Source organism: Microtetraspora sp. AC03309, from assembly GCF_020826795.1.
In the GTDB taxonomy this organism is placed as follows: domain Bacteria; phylum Actinomycetota; class Actinomycetes; order Streptosporangiales; family Streptosporangiaceae; genus Microtetraspora; species Microtetraspora glauca.
In genome coordinates, this window is record NZ_JADDIL010000059.1 from 47,727 (window position 1) to 65,197 (window position 17,471).

General features: G+C 72.5%; 17 protein-coding genes and 1 pseudogene. 11 read left to right on the top strand and 7 right to left on the bottom strand.

Going from position 1 to position 17,471, the window contains the following annotated elements; translation table 11 throughout:
- Positions 1-104 precede the first annotated feature (104 nt).
- Complete coding sequence (locus tag IMZ11_RS29645) at positions 105-1,505, top strand: SWIM zinc finger family protein (RefSeq protein ID WP_228645728.1); 1,401 nt, start codon at positions 105-107, stop codon at positions 1,503-1,505.
- On the opposite strand, the gene IMZ11_RS29650 is transcribed toward IMZ11_RS29645, so the two are convergent.
- From IMZ11_RS29650 to IMZ11_RS29660, 3 genes and pseudogenes are all read right to left on the bottom strand, one after another.
- On the bottom strand, positions 1,498-1,980 hold the full coding sequence (locus IMZ11_RS29650; protein ID WP_228645729.1) for an NUDIX domain-containing protein: 483 nt from the start codon (positions 1,978-1,980) through the stop codon (positions 1,498-1,500). The two genes, IMZ11_RS29645 and IMZ11_RS29650, sit on opposite strands and share 8 nt — an antisense overlap.
- Positions 1,974-3,275, bottom strand: a complete 1,302-nt coding sequence (locus IMZ11_RS29655) for an SDR family oxidoreductase (RefSeq protein WP_228645730.1) — start codon at positions 3,273-3,275, stop codon at positions 1,974-1,976. The genes IMZ11_RS29650 and IMZ11_RS29655 overlap by 7 nt, the downstream gene beginning before the upstream one ends.
- 14 nt (positions 3,276-3,289) lie before the next feature.
- Positions 3,290-3,365, bottom strand: a pseudogene (locus IMZ11_RS29660).
- 83 nt (positions 3,366-3,448) lie between these two features.
- On the opposite strand from IMZ11_RS29660, the gene IMZ11_RS29665 reads away from it, so the two are divergent.
- From IMZ11_RS29665 to IMZ11_RS29705, 9 genes are all read left to right on the top strand, one after another.
- The gene (locus tag IMZ11_RS29665) at positions 3,449-4,072 is read left to right on the top strand and encodes an alpha-ketoglutarate-dependent dioxygenase AlkB (protein ID WP_228645731.1); all 624 of its coding nucleotides are present in this window, start codon (positions 3,449-3,451) and stop codon (positions 4,070-4,072) included.
- A gap of 89 nt (positions 4,073-4,161) precedes the next feature.
- Positions 4,162-4,716 (top strand): RNA polymerase sigma factor, encoded by a 555-nt coding sequence (locus IMZ11_RS29670; protein ID WP_228645732.1) that lies wholly within the window; start codon positions 4,162-4,164, stop codon positions 4,714-4,716.
- Positions 4,713-5,627 (top strand): zf-HC2 domain-containing protein, encoded by a 915-nt coding sequence (locus IMZ11_RS29675; protein WP_228645733.1) that lies wholly within the window; start codon positions 4,713-4,715, stop codon positions 5,625-5,627. Before IMZ11_RS29670 ends, IMZ11_RS29675 begins: the two co-directional genes overlap by 4 nt.
- A 77-nt stretch (positions 5,628-5,704) precedes the next feature.
- Positions 5,705-6,388 (top strand): hypothetical protein, encoded by a 684-nt coding sequence (locus tag IMZ11_RS29680; RefSeq protein WP_228645734.1) that lies wholly within the window; start codon positions 5,705-5,707, stop codon positions 6,386-6,388.
- Entirely contained in the window at positions 6,385-7,176 is a 792-nt protein-coding gene (locus tag IMZ11_RS29685; RefSeq protein WP_228645735.1) for an ABC transporter permease, read from the top strand. The genes IMZ11_RS29680 and IMZ11_RS29685 overlap by 4 nt, the downstream gene beginning before the upstream one ends.
- A 10-nt stretch (positions 7,177-7,186) precedes the next feature.
- Positions 7,187-8,056 carry an ABC transporter ATP-binding protein gene (locus IMZ11_RS29690; RefSeq protein ID WP_228645736.1) on the top strand — a complete coding sequence of 290 codons (870 nt, stop codon included), beginning with the start codon at positions 7,187-7,189 and terminating at the stop codon, positions 8,054-8,056.
- Positions 8,057-8,151: 95 nt separating this feature from the next.
- Positions 8,152-10,005: a sensor histidine kinase gene (locus IMZ11_RS46385; protein ID WP_228645737.1), complete on the top strand. Its 1,854-nt coding sequence runs from the start codon at positions 8,152-8,154 to the stop codon at positions 10,003-10,005.
- Positions 10,002-10,646, top strand: a complete 645-nt coding sequence (locus IMZ11_RS29700; protein WP_228645738.1) for a response regulator transcription factor — start codon at positions 10,002-10,004, stop codon at positions 10,644-10,646. The genes IMZ11_RS46385 and IMZ11_RS29700 overlap by 4 nt, the downstream gene beginning before the upstream one ends.
- 73 nt (positions 10,647-10,719) lie before the next feature.
- On the top strand, positions 10,720-11,274 hold the full coding sequence (locus IMZ11_RS29705; RefSeq protein ID WP_228645739.1) for a hypothetical protein: 555 nt from the start codon (positions 10,720-10,722) through the stop codon (positions 11,272-11,274).
- Positions 11,275-11,289: 15 nt separating this feature from the next.
- Here the strand turns inward: IMZ11_RS29705 and IMZ11_RS29710 are convergent, their stop codons facing one another.
- Positions 11,290-13,914: a DUF6493 family protein gene (locus IMZ11_RS29710; protein WP_228645740.1), complete on the bottom strand. Its 2,625-nt coding sequence runs from the start codon at positions 13,912-13,914 to the stop codon at positions 11,290-11,292.
- 194 nt (positions 13,915-14,108) lie between these two features.
- Here IMZ11_RS29710 and IMZ11_RS29715 point away from each other — a divergent pair, with 194 nt between their 5' ends.
- On the top strand, positions 14,109-14,561 hold the full coding sequence (locus tag IMZ11_RS29715; RefSeq protein WP_228645741.1) for a GNAT family N-acetyltransferase: 453 nt from the start codon (positions 14,109-14,111) through the stop codon (positions 14,559-14,561).
- Positions 14,562-14,579: 18 nt separating this feature from the next.
- Here the strand turns inward: IMZ11_RS29715 and IMZ11_RS29720 are convergent, their stop codons facing one another.
- From IMZ11_RS29720 to IMZ11_RS29730, 3 genes are all read right to left on the bottom strand, one after another.
- Positions 14,580-15,347 (bottom strand): hypothetical protein, encoded by a 768-nt coding sequence (locus tag IMZ11_RS29720; protein ID WP_228645742.1) that lies wholly within the window; start codon positions 15,345-15,347, stop codon positions 14,580-14,582.
- 174 nt (positions 15,348-15,521) lie between these two features.
- Positions 15,522-16,712, bottom strand: coding sequence for an alpha/beta hydrolase (locus IMZ11_RS29725; RefSeq protein ID WP_228645743.1), 1,191 nt, complete (start codon positions 16,710-16,712; stop codon positions 15,522-15,524).
- A 322-nt stretch (positions 16,713-17,034) separates the two neighbouring features.
- Positions 17,035-17,471, bottom strand: a 437-nt coding sequence (locus tag IMZ11_RS29730; protein ID WP_228645744.1) for a hypothetical protein, incomplete at its 5' end; no start/stop codon positions are given.

Below are 17,471 nucleotides of genomic sequence, written 5' to 3' on the forward strand. Positions count from 1 at the left end.
CACAATGTTGGGAACTATACCGACGCGATGTCGGGATGTTTCGGGGCGGGTAGCGGGTACGCGGGGGCCGCTAATTGTCGTAGGCGATCTCTACTGTCACCGCCATGACGAATGCCGTGCAGGCGTATTCCTACGCCGGACCCTCCATGCTCACCGAGGGTCACCTGGGGTTGTCGACGTCCGGAGGCAGGACCACCCGGGGTCTGCTTGAGCACCCCCGGTTCTTCAGCGGGCTGATCACCCAGGCGGCACCCGCCGCGGGCGGCCTGCTCGCCGTGGCCGACGTGGCGCTGACCCGGTATCACCAGCCGCGTCCCGGGTGGACCCGCGACCCTGTGGTGACGTGTGACGGCGACCGGCTCAGGTTCGAGTCGTTCTCCGCGTGCGGAGGCGTGTACGCCCGGCTCGACATGCTGGCTCCCGCGCTGGACGGGGAGGTCGTCGATCGGGGCACGACCAACGTCGACGTCAACCTCCCCCTCCGGGAGGCGCTGGCCCGGGTGGGCGCCCGCGACCCGCTGCATCTCGGGGTCGGCCATGACGAGCTGACCGTCACCACGCTCGACGGCGCCGTCGTGGAGAAGAAGGTGCCCCTGCCCGAGCGGTGGTTGCGCGGCTTCGCCGAGGTCCAGGTCATCGCCTCGGGTTTCGATCTGCGCGCCGAGCTGGCCGGGCCGCACGCCGTACGGTTCCTGCGGGGCCTGCCGAAGAAGGCGAACACCACCGTGTGGGCGGTCCCTGCGGGACGGGAGCTGCGACTCACGAGCGCTCCCGCCCCCGGCGCGGTCTGCCTGGCGGGTCCGCACCGGCTCGCCACGATGCTGCCGCTGCTCCGCTTCGCCAGGTCCCTGCGTGCGTACGGCCCGGCCGTGACGGCCGGGTCCCGGACGATGTCCGGCTCAGAGGTCGCCGCGAGCGCGTGGGAGCTGGAGCTGCCCGGCATGCGCTACACCCTGGCGATCTCGCCCGAGGCGTGGCGTGGTTTCTCCGGGGAGGGGGCCGTACTCTCCGACCTGGCCACGGACGAGGCCGCCGGGGACGCGGACGTGATCGGCATGCTGCTCAACTTCGAGCCCATCGTCGAAGTGGGGTTGCTCGCGGAGCGGTCGGGTCTGCCTCCGGCACGGGTGAAGGCCGCGCTGACCCAGCTCGGCGTCGCCGGGCGCGTGGGCTACGACCTGGCCGAGGCGGCCCACTTCCACCGTGAGCTGCCCTATGACCGCGACCACGTGCGCGCGCTCAACCCGCGGCTCGTCTCCGCCCGGGACCTGGTCGAGTCCGGTGCCGTACGGGTGTCCGGGGACACCGCCGATGTGACCTCGAACGGCGAGATCCGACGGGTACGGCTGAGCGACGGCTCGTGCACCTGCGCCTGGTGGTTCGATCACCGGGGATCACGCGGTCCGTGCAAGCACGTCCTCGCCGCGCGGATCGTCGGCGCCCGCACCACCACAGAGGAAGCCGCGACGGATCAGGGTGCCCTCACGGGACCTGCTCTCACGTGACCGGTGGATCGGCCGGGCCGTCCCAGGCGTGCAGCGCGAATGGCTTCCCCGCCGCGATGGCCCGTATGGCGTCCGCCGGATAGGCGATCATGTCGGCGGGGAGGGCGTCGAGCGGCCACCAGGCGATCTCCGAGCACTTGTCCGGCTCCGCGTTGTACGGCTCGGGATCCCATTCGGCGGCCATGAAGAACAGCCCGACCCGGTCGGGCGCCCGGTGCATGACGTGGGCGAAGGCCAGGTCGTCCGGCCGGATCGTCACGCCGATCTCCTCGGCCGCCTCGCGCACCGCCGCGTCGACGACCGACTCCCCCGCCTCCAGGTGGCCGCTCGGCAGGTGCCACATGCCGTCGCCGTAGCCGGTACCGGCCCGGCGCGCGAGCAGTACGGAACCGTCACGGACGAGGAGCACGTGCACGTCGACGATGGCACGGAATCGGACCTTGGCGGGCAGGCCGAAGTCGCCGGGCGTCACCATGGCGCCTCCGCGTAGTCCTTGAGGAAGACCCCGTGCACCGGATCACCGGACTCACCGCGCAGGATCGGGTCGTAGACGCGTGCCGCCCCGTCGATCACGTCGAGCGGGGTCCTCCGGTCCAGCAGGTCACGCATCGGGACGGGGTTCTCGTCGGTGATCCACCCCGTGTCCACGCTGCACAGGTAGATCCCCTCCTTCGCGAGGTCGGCGGCGCTGGTGCGGCTCAGCATGTTGAGCCCGGCCTTGGCCATGTTGGTGTGCGGGTGGCGTCCGGTCTTGTTGGCGACGGTGAACTGCCCTTCGACCGCCGACACGTTGACGACGTAGCGGCGCGGAAACGGCGCCGCGCGCAGCAGCGGCAACAACCGGTCGATCAGCAGGAACGGCGCCACCACGTTGACGAGCTGGACCTCCAGCAGCTCGGCGGCGTCCACCTCGCCGATCCGCGCCGACCACGAGTTGCCCGCCGAGAGGTCGGGGAGGAGGCCGGACACGTCCGGAAGGCCCGGGTCCCACCCCCGCACGGCCGGAAGGGCATCGCCGACCGGTGCGAATCCCGGCGCCGTCCACGCTCCCGCCGGGAGCCCGCGCCGCTCGCCGTCCGTCAGTGCCGCGTACGCCGCGGGAGGGCGGCGGAGCGTCTGGGCGGCATTGTTGATCAGGATGTCCAGCGGCTCGCCCGCTGCGAGGAGGTGGTCGGCGAGGCCGATGACCTGGCGGGGGTCGCGCAGGTCGATCCCGACGATCCGGAGGCGGTCCGACCAGTCCCCGGTCTCGGCGAAGCGCCGGGCCGCGTCGCGGGGGAAGCGGGTGGTCACCGTGACGTGGGCGCCGTCTCCGAGCAGCTTCAGCGCGACGTGATGGCCGATCTTGACGCGTCCACCGGTGACCAGCGCCCGCCGTCCGGTGAGATCGGCGCGGGCCGTGCGGCGGGCCTTGTTGAGCGCGGCGCACGGGGGGCAGAGCAGGTGATAGAAGCCGTCCACCTGGACGAACCCGCCCTTGCAGACGTAGCACCTGCGCATGCGGCGAAGCCGTCCACCTGGCCCGGGATCGTCCACGACGGGGGCGTCGATCACGCGCTCCGCCGAGCCCATGGCGGTCGCCGCGAGCACGGCGGCGTCGGCCGCGATGGTGTCGCGCCTGCGAGCTCTCTTGCGCCGGCGCTGGCCGTCACGCACCAGGGCGAGGGCGGCGCGCTCGACCCGCACGCGATCGGGATCGTCCAGCGGACGGTCACGCACCTCGTCGATCAGCCGCAGCAAGGCGGCGACGCCGTCCCCATCCCCGCCCATTTCGCCTCCTCGCGTGGGCCCGGCCGGATTCGAACCGGCGTCCTCTCTCCCCCGTCGAAGGAGGCGCGACAACCGCTGCGCTACGGGCCCCAGGTGATGTTGATCGACAACCTAGCCGATAGATCATTTCATCGCCACCTATGATCGAACATGCGTTTGACTAAACTGGTGGGGTGATATTCCAGAGCTCGCTGCTGGACTGCGGCGACGAGATCGGGCCCGGCCCCCTGGGAGCGTCGGTGAAGCGCACGGTCCTGGCCCATGGGGCGTGGATCGACGTCCGGCCGGGCTGGATCTCCGGCGCCGACACGCTGTTCGACCGGCTGGTCCACGTCGTGCCGTGGCATGCCGAGAAGCGGCAGATGTACGACCGGGTCGTCGACGTGCCCCGGTTGCTCTGCTTCTACGGCGAGGGCCGTCCCCTTCCCGATCCCGCGCTCGACGAGGCCAGGAAGGCGCTGGACGCGCACTACGCCGACGAACTCGGCGAGCCGTTCCGCACCGCCGGGCTGTGCCTGTACCGCGACGGCAGGGACAGCGTGGCCTGGCACGGCGACACCGTCGGGCGGGGCTCCACCGAGGACACGATGGTCGCGATCATCTCGATCGGGACACCGCGCGCCCTGCTGCTGCGCCCGCGCGGCGGCGGCCCGACGCTGCGCCACGACCTCGGCCACGGCGACCTCATCGTGATGGGCGGGAGCTGCCAGCGCACCTGGGAGCACGCCATCCCGAAGACCGCGCGGGTGGTCGGGGCCCGGATCAGCGTCCAGTTCCGCCCGCGCGGGGTTCGCTGACTCCGCACGGCCGTTCGCGCTGTGACCCGTCCCACTCAGATTTTCCCGGTTTGTGGTGAACCCGCAGGTCCGGAACAGTACCCAGAAGGATGGACGACACCGACCCGGAGCTGCTGCGAGGCGTCGCCGCGGGCGACGAGCGGGCCTTCGAACACCTCTACAGGCGGCACGCCCCCGCGCTGCTCGCCTACGCCCAGGGGCTCCTCGGGGGCGAGCGCGGACCGGCCGAGGAGGCGCTCCAGGAGACGTTCGTGGCCGTGTGGCGCGGCGCGGGCTCCTTCGAGGGACGCTCGCTGGTACGCACCTGGTTGTTCGGTATCTGCCGCCGCCAGGCGCTCAAGCGCGTAGCCGGTCGTCCGGCGGCCCTGCCGCTCCACGACGCGATGGACGTCCCCGCCTCGGATCCTGATCCGCAGGTCGTGGCGCTGGCCAGGGCCGACACGGCGGCGGTCGGGGCGGCGCTGGACACGCTGTCCCCGCTCCACCGCGAGGTACTGGACCTCGCCTTCGCCGCCGAACTGTCACACGCGGAGATCGCGGAGGTGCTCGACGTCCCTGTCGGCACCGTGAAGAGCCGGTTGTTCAACGCCCGGGCCGTCCTGGCCAGGGCGCTGCCCGTCGTGGTCGAGGAGGCCGGGCGATGAGCCATCCCACAGACCTGCTGGCCGGTTACGCCGCCGGGGTGCTTCCCGGCGCAGAGAGCGTGTCGGTGTCCGCCCATCTGAAGGCGTGCCCGGCATGCGCCGCCGAGGTCGCGTCATGGCGGCGGGTCGGCTCCGCCGTACGGGAACGCGCCGCCGAGGTGCCCGCGCCCGCACCCGCCCTCTTCGCCGCGATCCTCGGCCGCCTGGGCCACCCCGCCGCACGCGAGGACACGCGGGTGGCCGTGCCTCGCTTCACCGCCGAGATCGGCGGGCGGCCGCTCCGTCGCGCCCTCGGCGTGCTCGCCCGCCAGCGCGCCCTGATCGGCTGGCCCGTGTGGGCGCTGTCCGCATCCGTCCTCGCGATCGGTACGGCGCTGGCCGCGCTGGGGCCCGCCGGGTTCGCGGAACGGGTGCTCGGGACGGTCGTCCCGCTGGTCGCCGCGCTGGCCGTCGCGGGAGCGTGCGGATCGGATCGGGAGCCGATCGGTGAGCTGGTGGCGGCCACGCCCACGTCGCCGAGGGCCGTGCTGCTCGCCCGGCTCACGCTGGTGCTCGGGACGACGGTCGCGGGCAGCCTCCTCGTCACCCTGGCCCTCCTGCCGCTGGCCCCCGGCGCGGGGATGCTCGGGCTCGCGGCGGCGTGGTTCGGCCCCCTTGTCCCGCTGTCGGCGCTGAGCTTCGCGCTGTCGGTGCTGTGGCGACCGTCCGCGGGCGTGGGTGCGGCGATGGCGCTGTGGGTGGTACGGGTACTCGGCGCGACCGGTGAAATCGACAGGAACGTGGTGAGGGTCGTCGAGCCGCTGTGGGCGCCGGACGCCGGGGTGGTCGTGGGCGCCGCCGTACTCGTGGGGGTGACAGTGCTGCTGGCGCCACGACTCTCGCACGGGCGGGTACGCCGGGCCGGTTTCTGATCCGGGCTTCCCGCCGGTTCAGAAGAAGGTTCCGGTGAACCTGTACGGCCCCTCCCGTACTCACTGCTGTGAAACCGATGTCTTTGTGGCGCCACGAGGCGCGGCGCGCGGGTTGGGCGGTGTTCCTGGCACCGGTGGCCGCGCTGCTGGCGGCCCTCGCCCTCGCCGCGGTGGGAGCGGGGTACGGCACACCGCCGCCCGTGATCGCCCGACTGCTGCTGACGGGGATCGAGGCGCTCGTCCCGCTGGCCGCGGCGACGGCGGCGGTGACGGTGATCAGCAGGGACGGGTGCCGTGAGCTGCAGCTGGCGCTGCCGACCGGCTACGCGGGCACCCTGGGCCGCAGGCTGGGAACGGCGGCGGGGTTCAGCGCCGCACTGTCGGTGCTCTTCTCGGCCGTGCTCGGGCTCACCGGCTCGTGGTCCGGGCCGGAGTCGCCCCTGGCGGCGCTCCTGGTGTGGGCGTCCCCGCTGCTGTGGCTGACCGGGCTGGGCCTGCTGGTGGCCGTCGTGGGACGCAGCGTCGTACTGGCGACGACGGCGGTCGCGGTGGTGTGGCTGTCCCAGCAGCTGTTCGCCGCGGCCTTCACCGCCGGCGCGTGGACCCGCCCGTTCTTCCTGTTCATGACCAGCCGGGTCGGGGTCACCGAGGGCTGGGGGACGAACCGGGCGGTGCTCGCCGGTTCCGGCGTCCTGCTGATCACGGCGGCACTCCTGCTGCTGCGCAGGCCGGAGTGCCTGCTGACCGAGGAAGAGGTATGAGATCACGTCTCGCGGCCGTGTGCCGCTACGAATTCCGCATGCAGATACGCAAGCGTTCCCTGTGGCTGAGCACGGCCGGCCTGGCCGCCGTCATCGCGCTCGCCCAGGGAGACCGCGGTCCGCGCCACCTGCCGGACGGCACCGCCGCCGCGCACGTGATGGCCGGGTGGGCGCTGCTGTTCTCCATGATCGTGCCGATCGGGTTCGGCATGGTCCTGGCCGACCGGCTCGTCCGCGACCAGCGGCTGGGGGCCGCGTCGCTGCTCCGCGGCCTGCCGACCCGGCAGGGCACGCTGGTGGCCGGGAAGTACCTCGGCGCGGTCGCGGCCACGGCGCTCCCCGGCCTGCTCGCGATGCTCGTCACGGCGGCGGGTGAGTTCGTGAACCGCGGCGACGCGTCGTTGTTCGCCTGGGCCGTGGTCGCGTTCGCCCTGGTGCTGCTGCCCGGGCTCGCGTTCGTGGCCGCGTTCGCCCTCGTCTGCCCGCTGGTGCTGACGGCACCGCTGTTCCGCGCGTTGTTCGTGGGCTACTGGTTCTGGGGCAACATGCTCGCCCCGAACTACCTCCCCTCCCTGACGGGAACCCTGGTGACGCCGATCGGGGACTACGCGGCGAGCTGGCTCATGGGGGAACGCGCCCTCTATGCCGGAGCCCCCGGCTGGCCCGCCTTCCTGCGCCCGGAACCCGGCATGACGCCCGCCCTGATCAGCATCGCGTCGCTCGCCCTGCTCGCCCTGCCGCCGCTCGTGCTCGCGGGCCCGCTGCTCACCCGCCGTACCCCGTCCTGAAAGGAAGACCATGGACATCACGATCACCGGGCTGCGCCGGAAGTTCGGACGCGTCGAGGCGCTCCGCGGGGTCGATCTCACCGTCCCCGGCGGGATGTTCGGCCTGCTGGGCACCAACGGCGCCGGCAAGACCACCCTGATGCGCGTCCTGGCCGGCGTGCTGCCCCCGACGAGCGGGCGGGTGGTCGTGGGCGGCAACGATCTCGCCACGCGGACCGGGCGGCTGGCCGTACAGCGGCGGTTGGGATACCTGCCACAGGACCTCGGCCTCTACCCCGACCTGTCGGCCCACGAGTTCCTTGACTACATCGGGCTGCTCAAGGGGCTCGACGACGACACCGCCCGGCGGCGGCAGATCGGCGAGCTGCTCGACATGGTCGGCCTGGCCGACGTCGCCAGGCGCAAGCTCAAGGGGTTCTCCGGCGGCATGCGGCGTCGCGTCGGCATCGCGCAGGCCCTCCTAGGCGACCCTGCCCTGGTGGTCGTGGACGAGCCGACGGCAGGTCTGGACCCCGAGGAGCGCATCCGCTTCCGTACGCTCCTCGCCGGGATCGCGGGGCACCGGACGGTCCTGTTGAGCACCCACATCGTGGAGGACGTGGCGCAGACCTGCCAGGAGGCCGCCGTCATGGCCAAGGGGGCGGTCGTCTTCACCGGCCCGGTGTCCGGCATCGTCGAACGCGCCCAAGGCGCGACGTGGGAGGTCGTCACCCAGGGGCCGCCGCCCTCCACGGGCGTGGTGGTGTCGGCGGTCGGCCGGGCCGGTGGCACGCACTACCGGGTGGTCAGCGCCACCAAGCCGGACCCGGCGGCGGTCGCGGTCCAGCCCTCACTCGAAGAGGGCTACGTCGCGCTCATGCGGGAGGCCGTGCCCGGCTGATGGTTCACCCGCCGCCGGGCACTTCGTCCCGTGGCGGCGGGACATCCGTTGTGGGTCAATGAGGACGACCGGTCCCCCTTCACCGAGGAGTCTCCGTGCGCGCTGGCCTCGCCTGGAGCGTCTTCGGCCTGGCCTGCGTGCTGGCCGTCGCCGGCGGCCCCCTCACCAGGACGACCACGCAGGACGTGGCCATCGCGCTGAGCTTCTGCCCTCTCGGCGCCTATCTCGTGGCCCGGCGGCTGGGCGGCGCCGTCGGCCCGCTGTGCCTCGTGGCCGTGCTCGGCGCCGTCGCGCACGCCGCCGAACGGTACGGCGCGTACGCCGACTGGATCGGCTGGCTGGCCCGGTGGGTGTGGGCGCCCCCGTTGCTGTCCATCGGCACGGTGCTGTTGCTGCTCGTCCCGGAGGGGCGCCTCCCCGGCAGGCGCTGGCGGCCGGTCGCCGCCGTCGCCGTCGCGGGCATCGCCGTCTTCATCGTCCTGCTCGCCTTCGTTCCCGGCCCGGAGCGCAACCCGTACGCCGTTGAGGCGCTGCGGCCGGTCGTGTGGGCCCTTCCGATCGCCATCGGCGTGCTCGCCCTCATCACGCTCTCCTGCATGGCGGGCCTGGTCGCGCGGACCGTACGCGCCGGCGGGCAGCGACGGCTGCAACTGCTGTGGATCTGCTCGGGCGGTGCCGCCTTCGCGCTCGGCTCCTTCTCCGAGTCCGTACTGCCGGAGGCGGTGGCCGTACCGCTGACCACCGTGGGAACGTTCGCGCTGCCGGCGGGCATCGCGATGGCCATGCTCAGGCACAACCTCTACGAGACCGGGCCGCTGCTGCGCGGCTTCCTGACGTACGGGCTGCTCGCCCTGGCGCTGAGCGGCGTCTTCGCGGCGCTGGCCCCCATCCCGGGGGACGAGAACGTCGTCGCGGCCGCCGCGGTGGCGGCGGCGGTCGAGCCGCTGCGCCGCGGCCTGGGGCGGACCACCGGCCGGATCCTGTACGGCGGGCACGGCGACCCCCGCGAGGTGGTCGCGCGGCTGGCCGAGCGCCTGGCCACGACGCCGGCTCCCGAGGAGATCGTGGCCGCGCTCGCCGACGCGGTCACCGACGTGACGCGCACGCCGTACGTCCGGGTGCTTCTCGGCCCTGAGGAGGCCCCGTTGAAGATCGTCGAACGTGGAGGGCCGCACCGGACGGCGCTCACGGTCCCGCTCGCCTTCCAGGGGGAGGCGCTCGGCTCCATCGACGTCGCCGAGGGCAGCCCGTGGATGTTGCGCCGGCTCGCGCTCCAGGCGGGCGCCGCGCTGGCCGCCGCCCACCGGCAGATGGCCCTTCAGCAGTCCCGGCTGCTGCTGGTCACGGCCCGCGAGGAGGAGCGGCGGCGGATCAGCCGGGACCTGCACGACGAACTCGGGCCGGTGCTCGCCGGGATCGGCTTCTCCGTCGACGCCGCGGGGAACGCCCTGCGCGACGATCCCGACCGCGCCCGCTCGCTGCTCACCGACGTCAGGGCCCAGGTCGGCGAGGCGGGGACGAGCGTACGCCGCCTGGTACGCGGCCTGCGCCCGCCGGAGCTCGCCCAGCTCGGTCTCGGTCCGGCGATCGAGCACGCGTCGGCGACGTTGCACGCCTCGGGAGTGGCCGTCGAGGTCGGCCTCTGCGACACCTCCGGGCTGGGCGCCGCGGTCGAGACCGCCGCCTACCTGGTGGCCAGGGAGGCGCTCACCAACGCGATCAGGCACGCCTCCGCCCGCCGCTGCACGGTACGGCTGAGCCGCAGCGGGACGGCGCTCACCGTCACCGTCGCCGACGACGGGACGGGCCTGCCCGCGCGGGTGGCGCCCGGAGTCGGCCTGACGTCCATGCGTGAGCGCGTCGCCGAACTCGGCGGTACGCTCGCGTTCGCCTCCGGCGATCCCGGCACCACGGTGATCGCCTCGATCCCCCTCGGTGAGGAACGATGACGATCCGCGTGATGGTCGTGGACGACCACCCCCTGTTCCGGGACGGGCTGCGGGCGATGTTGTCCACCGTCGCCGGCCTCGACGTGGTGGCGGTCGCGGAGGACGGCGCGAAGGCGCTGACCTCGGCCCGCGAGCACACGCCCGACGTGGTACTGATGGACATCTCGATGCCGGTCATGGACGGCATCGAGGCCACCAGGCGGTTGTCCGCGCAACCCGCGGCGCCCATGGTGATCATGCTGACCATGTCGGACGACGACCTGTCGATGCTCGCCGCCATCCGCTCGGGCGCCAGGGGCTACCTGCTGAAGACCGCGACCCAGGACGACGTCGTCAACGCGGTCAGGGGCGCGGCCCTCGGACAGGCCGTCTTCGGCCCGGGAGCCGCCGAGGCGGTCATCGCGCTGCTGCACGCGCCGCCGCGCACCTCCGAACGCGCCTTCCCCCAGCTCACCGAACGTGAATACGAGATCCTCGAACTCGTCGCCCGGGGGCTCGGCAACCAGGCCGTCGCCGCCCGACTCCAGGTCAGCCCCAAGACCGTCGCGAACACAGTCTCCGGCATCCTCGTCAAACTCGCCGTACCCGACCGAGCCGGTGCCATCGCGGCCGCACGCGACGCGGGTCTCGGCCGGACCTGACCGGGAACACGTCCCTTCCGGCCGGGACGGCCGACACTGCCGTACGGGATGGGGGCGAGCGGACCCTGTTGGCATGACGAGAACACCTGTATGGAACGCGTTCCCGCTCGCCGCCGCGGCCGCCTCGGTGGCCCTGTGGATCGTGCAGACGGTATGCGGGAAGCAGCACATCCCGTTCACCACGTTCGCCGACTATCTGATCGAGGCGTGTTTCGCCCTGTCGCTGGCGACGGGCGCACTCGCCGTGATCACGCTGCGCGCGGCGCACGCGACGGTCCCCGGCTGGGGCCGCCTCGGCGACGCCGGGGCCGTGCTGTACGGCCTGGGCCAGGCGTTGATCCTGATTCCCGCGACGGTCACGCTGGTCGCCGCCGACGAGCTTCCCGTGCCGCAGACGCTGTTCCTGCCCGGCTTCGCGCTGTGGGCGGCGGGCATGGTGCTCGTCGCGGTCGGCGCCTACCGGGCCGGGGTGCTCCCTCGGCCCGTGGCGGTCCTCCTGCCCGCGTCGTTCGTGCTGATGGTCAGCCTCGGAGAGGCGGGCGCGCTGGTGGTGGCCGCCACGTGGGCGGTGATCGGCGTACGGCTCCGTGGCGGGCCGCCACGGAACACGGAGCCGGTCAGCGAGTGAGCTGCCCGGCCCGGCTCACGAGGTGAGCTGCCGGTGGAGGCGGCGGGCCTCCATGGCGAACCTGGTCGATCCACCCCGCTCCACCACCGCGGCGAGCTCGGGGATGTCGGCGCGGGCCCCGGTGAGCTCGGCCGCCCTGGCGCCGGTGGCGAGGAGATTTGCCACGTTCGCCCGCGGCTTCTCTCCGGCCGCCGGCAGCAGCCCCCGCGACGCCTCGGCGACGATGTCCCACACGACGGCGTGCGCGCCGGCCCGTGAGGCGTCGTCCAGCACCGAGGTGATCCGGTTGAGCTTGACGAAGCCGTCGCGAACCAGCTCGCCGACCGCCCTGCCGATCTCGGCGGTGGGCACGTCGCCGCGCGCGGCCAGCGTGATCAGGGCGTCGGTGGCCGCGGCCCGCTGGGCCGGATTCCGGTTTCCCATGCCGACGACCAGCGCGTACGCCATGGCAACGCCGACCGGGCCGTCCCCGTGGACGACCCGGGTGACGGCGTCGACCTGCCCGGAACTTTCGTCCATGAACAGGGGGAGGATCTCGGCCATGTGCGCCGCCATGACGTCACGGTGGGAGGGCATGACAGCGGGCCACCAGTCCAGGATCTGCGCATAGAACCACCGGTCCTCAGGATCCCGTGCGAAGAGTTCCCCGATCAGGGACGGCGGCGCGCCGTCAGGCAGCGCCGTACCGGGCGGCTCGATCCGGGCGCGCAGCTCGCGGTACGGCGCACCGTCGCGGGACCGCCGGTCGTACCGCAGCTCGCATGACGCGACGGGGTCCGGCAGGCCGCCCCGCTCGATCCAGGCGGCGAGCTCCCGCCCGGCGGGGGACGACAACCTCGCGGCCCGCGCGACCACGTCCGGATCGGCGGAACGGGGCAACCGGAGAAGGGCCTGCTGGAAGTCGGCGGGCAGCGGTGGGACTCCGGCCGCCTCCAGCAGCTCCATCCGGGCGACCAGCGTGTCCGGGGCGATGTGCCCGGTTCCCGACGTGGGCGTCGCCAGCAGGACCGGGCGGCGATCCCCGGCCTCGAACAGCGTGACGATCTCCCGCACGCGCTCCCTGATCAACTGGTCGATCGGGTGCGGCCGCTCGCCGTAGGGGTGCGGCCGGCTCTTCGACGTGCGGACGCGTGACCGGCTGTCCTCGACGGAGGCGAACATCAGGGCCGCCCGGCAGAGCAGCGCGTACGGCTTCTCGTGTTCGACGAAGGGCGTGTAGCAGTAGGCGTGGGAGGCGAGCACCTCTCGCAGCGGGTCGAGCGCGCTCCTGAGGGTGTCCGGTTCGCGGTCCGCCCACTCCACCAGCCCGGCCAGGATCCGTTCGAACTCCTCCGAGCCGAGAGGCCACCGGAACGCGCCGATCGCCCGGACCAGTTCCTCGGGCGACGGGAACGGCGGCGGCGGAACCGGGGGCACGGTGACCAGCAGGACCGGAACGGGCGGCCGGATCGGCGTCACCACGACCTCGCCGTACTCGGCCGCGATCTTCTCGCGCAGCTCGGCGGGAAGCGCCGCCGCCGCCTCGCGCACGGTGGACCGTTCCCGCTCCCCCGCGTGGCCCGCCAGGCCAAGGGCCGTCCGCACCGCACGCTCCTGAAGGGGCAGGACGTCCTGACCGAAGATCGCCGACAGCGCGGCGAGCCCGGACGCGGCCCGGGAGGGCTCCCGGCGTACGGCGTCGCCGATCCAGCCCATGAGCGCGAGGAGGAGCTTCCGCTCGGCCCGGAACGACAACTCTTCTGTGGCTTCGGCGAACATGTCGTCGGACAGGCGGCCTTCCGCCTCCAGCCGCCTGACCTGCGCCAGCGCCGTCTCGGCGACCACGAGCGGCGCCACGGGGAGCATCCGGACGTACCCGGTGACCCGCTCCTCCGCCTCGTCGAGGGTGGGGGCGAGCCGGTCGTGCAGCTCGGCCAGCGTGGGGAGAGCCGACGGCCCGTCGCTCAGCAGCCGCCCCACGATCCGGTCCAGGATCACCGGCCGGTCGAGGATGCCCGCGTCGACCATCCGGACGATGACATCGATCTGCGCTCCGAAGAGGGCGGACCCCAGGCCGTCCGCCTCGAACGCGTGCGGCATCAGCCGGGCGAACAGCGGATCGTCGGTGATCCGCTCCAGGTGAGCGGGTTCCAGGTCGCGGCCGTGGACGGCCGTCCCGAGGGAGCGCAACCAGCCGAGCGTGAAGGCGTCGTTCGCGGGCGGCTCGATCCCGGTCTCGCGTACCAGGCTCGCCGCGATCCGCCAGTGCGGGATCTCCGCGCCCACCTGGGGTGCCCGCAGCCGCTCCGCCATCCGGCGGGCGAGGTCCGCGCGCCACGGCTCGGGCCGCTGCCGCAGCAGCCCGAGGATGCGCCCGGCGTCGGCCACGTGGTCGTCCCGCCAGCCGAAGTCCCGCCGGAACAGCCAGTTCGCCACCGCGGCGGGACCGGGCAGGCAGGCTGCTCCCGCCACCCGCAGGGCCGGGATCTGCCTGCGCCACTCCCACCAGCCCGCGTGCACGCGTTTCTGCTCGGCCAGGTGGCGCGGCAACTCGGCCGCCACGGTCTTCCTGCCCGACGCGTCGAGCGCGGTCACGAGCCGGAGGGTTCCGGCGGCGTCCCCCGCCTCGATCCGTCCGGCGACCTCCTGCCAGGGAGTCACGCTGTCACCCCCGGCCGGTCATGGGCCGCCGGCCCCTGTCTCGTCATCGACATGGCCCGGACCATAGTGATCGACTCCGACAATCTCGGGAGCGCGGACCGGGTGCCCCGGCCCCGCCGTACGGAATCCCGATTGACGCCCGCCCGCACCGGTGGCCAGGATCTGCGGAGCGGTCAGAGACGAGGAGGACGGACATGCAGGTCAGAGCGGCACGCGCGGACGAGGCCGAGGTCCTGAGCGCGCTGGCGATCCGCTCCAAGGCGTACTGGGGGTACGACGAGGAGTTCATGGCCGCGTGCCGGGACGAACTCACCATCTCGGCGTCCCGGGTCGGGACCGTACGCGCCACGGTGGCCGAGCGGGACGGGCGCGTCCTCGGCTTCGGCACACTGGAGGGCGATCCGCCGGAGGGCGCGCTGGGCATGCTCTTCGTCGCCCCGGACACGATCGGGCAGGGCGTCGGCCGCCTCCTGTACGAGCATGCTGTGGCGACCGCGCGGGACCTCGGCTTCACCCGTCTGACGATCGACGCGGACCCGAACGCCGAGGCGTTCTATCTGGCGATGGGCGCCGTCCGGATCGGCGGCACCCCGTCCGGCTCCATACCGGGACGCGTCCTGCCGCTGCTGGAGGTCACCCTGGCGTGACCGGCCCGCGCGACGGCGTCAGCCGCAGCGCCCGAACATCTGCACGTACGTCACGGCCGGGGTGACGGACCCGGCCGCCGGATCCGCGCTCCCCCACGCCGCCTTGGCGTACATCTCGGTGAAAGCCGGGTTGAGGATGGCGTCGCGGTGCGGCTTGCTGTTCATCCACCACGTGACGGCCGCCCGCGGCGTGACAGAGGAGCGCCCCCACCCGGCGTACGTGTTCTCGGCGACGGCGAACGAGGTGCAGCGTCGGCCGTAGCCCACCGCCTGTGCCCGACTCAGCGGGGTGGATCCGGTCTGCGGGTTGATGTGCGGGTCGCACTTACTGGGGTCGCCCTTCACGGGGCGGCAGTTCTTACCCGGCTCCACGTTCCCCCACCAGCGCAGGTTGACGGCGTCCGCGACGTGCCTGGCCGCGGCGGCGCCGAGCGTGAGCGACCCCTTGCCCAGCCCGATGTACCGCTTCAGCGGTTGCATGCCGGTCCGTTCGGCGTTGACGAGGCACAGGACCGCCATCTCGATGGTGGTCGTCTGCGCCCTGAAGTCGTAACGCCCCCGGCTGGTGTCGGGGAACGCGGACTGGGGCTGGTAGACCATGTCGATGTTCGCGCAGGTTCCGGCGCCTTTCAGCGGCGCGGCGGCCGCCGGCTGTGCCGACAGAACGGCGCCGGTCAGGCTCAGCACCAGGGCGCCGGTCACGGCGACGGCAGCCTGCCGTCGCCGTGACACAGGGCTGCCGGGCACGGGTCGCTGCTCGCGGGAGAGCTGTAAGAGGCTGCTCATGGGGGCTCCTCGGCGTCGGGGTGTCCCTTGAGTGATAAGCCAGCCGCCTTTCAGATGCCTTGCAGCTCCCCTGTAGCCCCCCTCAGCACGGTGTACGGCGAGCCCGGTGTACCGGCTTCATCGCCAAGACCGGACTGGGTTTCCAACCCCCGTAGCCCCAGCCGTTACGCCTCTCTACGCGCAGGTCTTCGTTTCCGACGAGCAGAACTTGACCTCGGGGTAACGCGCCGACGGTCTGTCCAGCAGGGGCTGTGGCTTACCGCGCAAGTGCAGGTCGAAGAAGGCTCGGACGTACCTGCGGGTGATGTCCGCGGAGCGGCTTCCAGAGAGCTCACTGCCGAGCTCGACGCCGATCTGCTGGGCCAGCAGGTCGTAGTCGCTGAAGGACGAGTGCACCGCTCCGTCCACCACGAGCCAGCGCTTCCACCCGGTCAGGTGTTCCCAGTCCCGGTCCCATGTGGCGTCCTGGCCGCCCGGGCTGTGCAGCGACTGGCCCAGGAACAGGAACGGGCGCGCCACCCCGCTCGCTGGGATCGGGGCGGACATGAAGCCGTCCATGTTGATTCCGGCGCGTACTCGTGAGTCCTTCAGCATCGTCTCGGCGGCGCTCGCGCCTCCGAGGGACGCGCCCGCCATCGCGATCCGGGATGGGTCGATCAGCGAAGCGCCCTCCCATTTGGGGTGTGGACCGGTCAGCTGATCGATCACGAAGGAGACGTCGACCGCCCGGTTCTGCACCGCCTTCTTACCGAAGTCGTCGACGTCGAGTTCGCATGCGGCGCAGGTGGCCAGCCGCCCGTCCGGGAACGTGGTGGCGAAGGTCTCGTACGTGTGGTCGATGCCGGCCACCACGTAGCCTCTGCTCGCCAGTTCCTCGGCCAGGGCGGTGAGCGAGCTTCGGGGGTCGGTGAAGCCGGGAGAGAGCACGACGAGGGGCAGAGTGTGTCCACGTCCCGCCGGTTCGGCGCCGCTGAACGCGTGGGTCCGCGTTCTGCTCAGCACGTCGGACGGCACGCCCGTCACCCCTTTGCCCTTCAGGACAAGCTCCGACTCCTTGGGCGTCACGTAGGGCGCACGCCGTCCGGTCCGGGACTTCGCCGGATACCAGAGGGAGACCATGAGCTCCCTCGTCTTGGCCTCGGGGACCCAGGGGTCAGGACGTGAGGTGTCCTCCAGACGCAGGGACGTTGTGCCGACCGGATGGGGACCGGTCGGCTCGGGCAGATACGGCGTGCTGCTCGACGTGGCCGAAGGGCCGACGGAGGCGTGTGCGGAAGAGGCCGGCGCCCAGGAGGCGGGGACCGTCAGGGTGAGCAGTCCTGCGAGAGCGGCCAGGCCGGCCCGCAGGATCGGAGTCCGGAGCATCGGCTTTCCCCTGCTCGGACGACGGTCGGTCAGAGCTTTCGGCCCCGCATACGAATCTTTGTATGGCATGGCTTGATCCTGCGAGGCCCCGGCCTGGCGCGGTATCGGCCGAAAGTGCGGTCGGCGCCGTTTGAATAGCACTTTCGGCTGGTTCGGGGCGCCGACCGGTCGGGAGGGGACCAGCCCCGCCATGGACCTGACGATGACCACGCCGGCCCACATGTACCTCGTCGACATGGTCGTACCCGGCTGGGACCTGGCCAGGGCCACCGGCCAGGAGTACGAGCCGCCACGGCTCTCCGTGATGAGGCCCTCCCCGGCGTCAGCCGACCGAGAGCACCGCGACGACGATCAGCACCAACAGGAGCGCCAACACGCCGCCCGCGAACGCCAGGGACGTGATCGCGCAGCCCTTTCCGTTCCACGGCTGGGGCGCGGGGCCGAGGGCGCCTCTGGAGTAGGTCCACATGGGGGCGCGGTATTCGAGTTCGAGCGCCATTCCCGGCTGGAGCCAGATCGTCAGATCCGCCGGACCGATCTGTGCGGGGAGGAGATAGGGCAGGTGGACGTGGAGATGGTACTGGCCGGGAGGAAGCGGGATCACGTTGCGTCCCCACCGGCCCAGCGCCTGATGGCCGTTGAGGACGATCTTCGGCGTGATCATGGCCAGCATGAAGCTCAGCCAGTGCCGCTTCACATCGAGGACGAGATGTGCCTGTGGCCCCGGAGGAGCGGGTGGGGGCGGCTGGTTCCAGGGGG

Excerpts from the sequence above, each read along its gene's own strand:
- IMZ11_RS29645 (WP_228645728.1), top strand. The coding sequence starts at position 105 with ATGACGAATGCCGTGCAGGCGTATTCCTACGCCGGACCCTCCATGCTC.
- IMZ11_RS29650 (WP_228645729.1), bottom strand. The coding sequence starts at position 1,980 with ATGGTGACGCCCGGCGACTTCGGCCTGCCCGCCAAGGTCCGATTCCGT.
- IMZ11_RS29655 (WP_228645730.1), bottom strand. The coding sequence starts at position 3,275 with ATGGGCGGGGATGGGGACGGCGTCGCCGCCTTGCTGCGGCTGATCGAC.
- IMZ11_RS29670 (WP_228645732.1), top strand. The coding sequence starts at position 4,162 with ATGGACGACACCGACCCGGAGCTGCTGCGAGGCGTCGCCGCGGGCGAC.
- IMZ11_RS29675 (WP_228645733.1), top strand. The coding sequence starts at position 4,713 with ATGAGCCATCCCACAGACCTGCTGGCCGGTTACGCCGCCGGGGTGCTT.
- IMZ11_RS29680 (WP_228645734.1), top strand. The coding sequence starts at position 5,705 with ATGTCTTTGTGGCGCCACGAGGCGCGGCGCGCGGGTTGGGCGGTGTTC.
- IMZ11_RS29685 (WP_228645735.1), top strand. The coding sequence starts at position 6,385 with ATGAGATCACGTCTCGCGGCCGTGTGCCGCTACGAATTCCGCATGCAG.
- IMZ11_RS29690 (WP_228645736.1), top strand. The coding sequence starts at position 7,187 with ATGGACATCACGATCACCGGGCTGCGCCGGAAGTTCGGACGCGTCGAG.
- IMZ11_RS29700 (WP_228645738.1), top strand. The coding sequence starts at position 10,002 with ATGACGATCCGCGTGATGGTCGTGGACGACCACCCCCTGTTCCGGGAC.
- IMZ11_RS29705 (WP_228645739.1), top strand. The coding sequence starts at position 10,720 with ATGACGAGAACACCTGTATGGAACGCGTTCCCGCTCGCCGCCGCGGCC.
- IMZ11_RS29715 (WP_228645741.1), top strand. The coding sequence starts at position 14,109 with ATGCAGGTCAGAGCGGCACGCGCGGACGAGGCCGAGGTCCTGAGCGCG.
- IMZ11_RS29720 (WP_228645742.1), bottom strand. The coding sequence starts at position 15,347 with ATGAGCAGCCTCTTACAGCTCTCCCGCGAGCAGCGACCCGTGCCCGGC.
- IMZ11_RS29725 (WP_228645743.1), bottom strand. The coding sequence starts at position 16,712 with ATGCTCCGGACTCCGATCCTGCGGGCCGGCCTGGCCGCTCTCGCAGGA.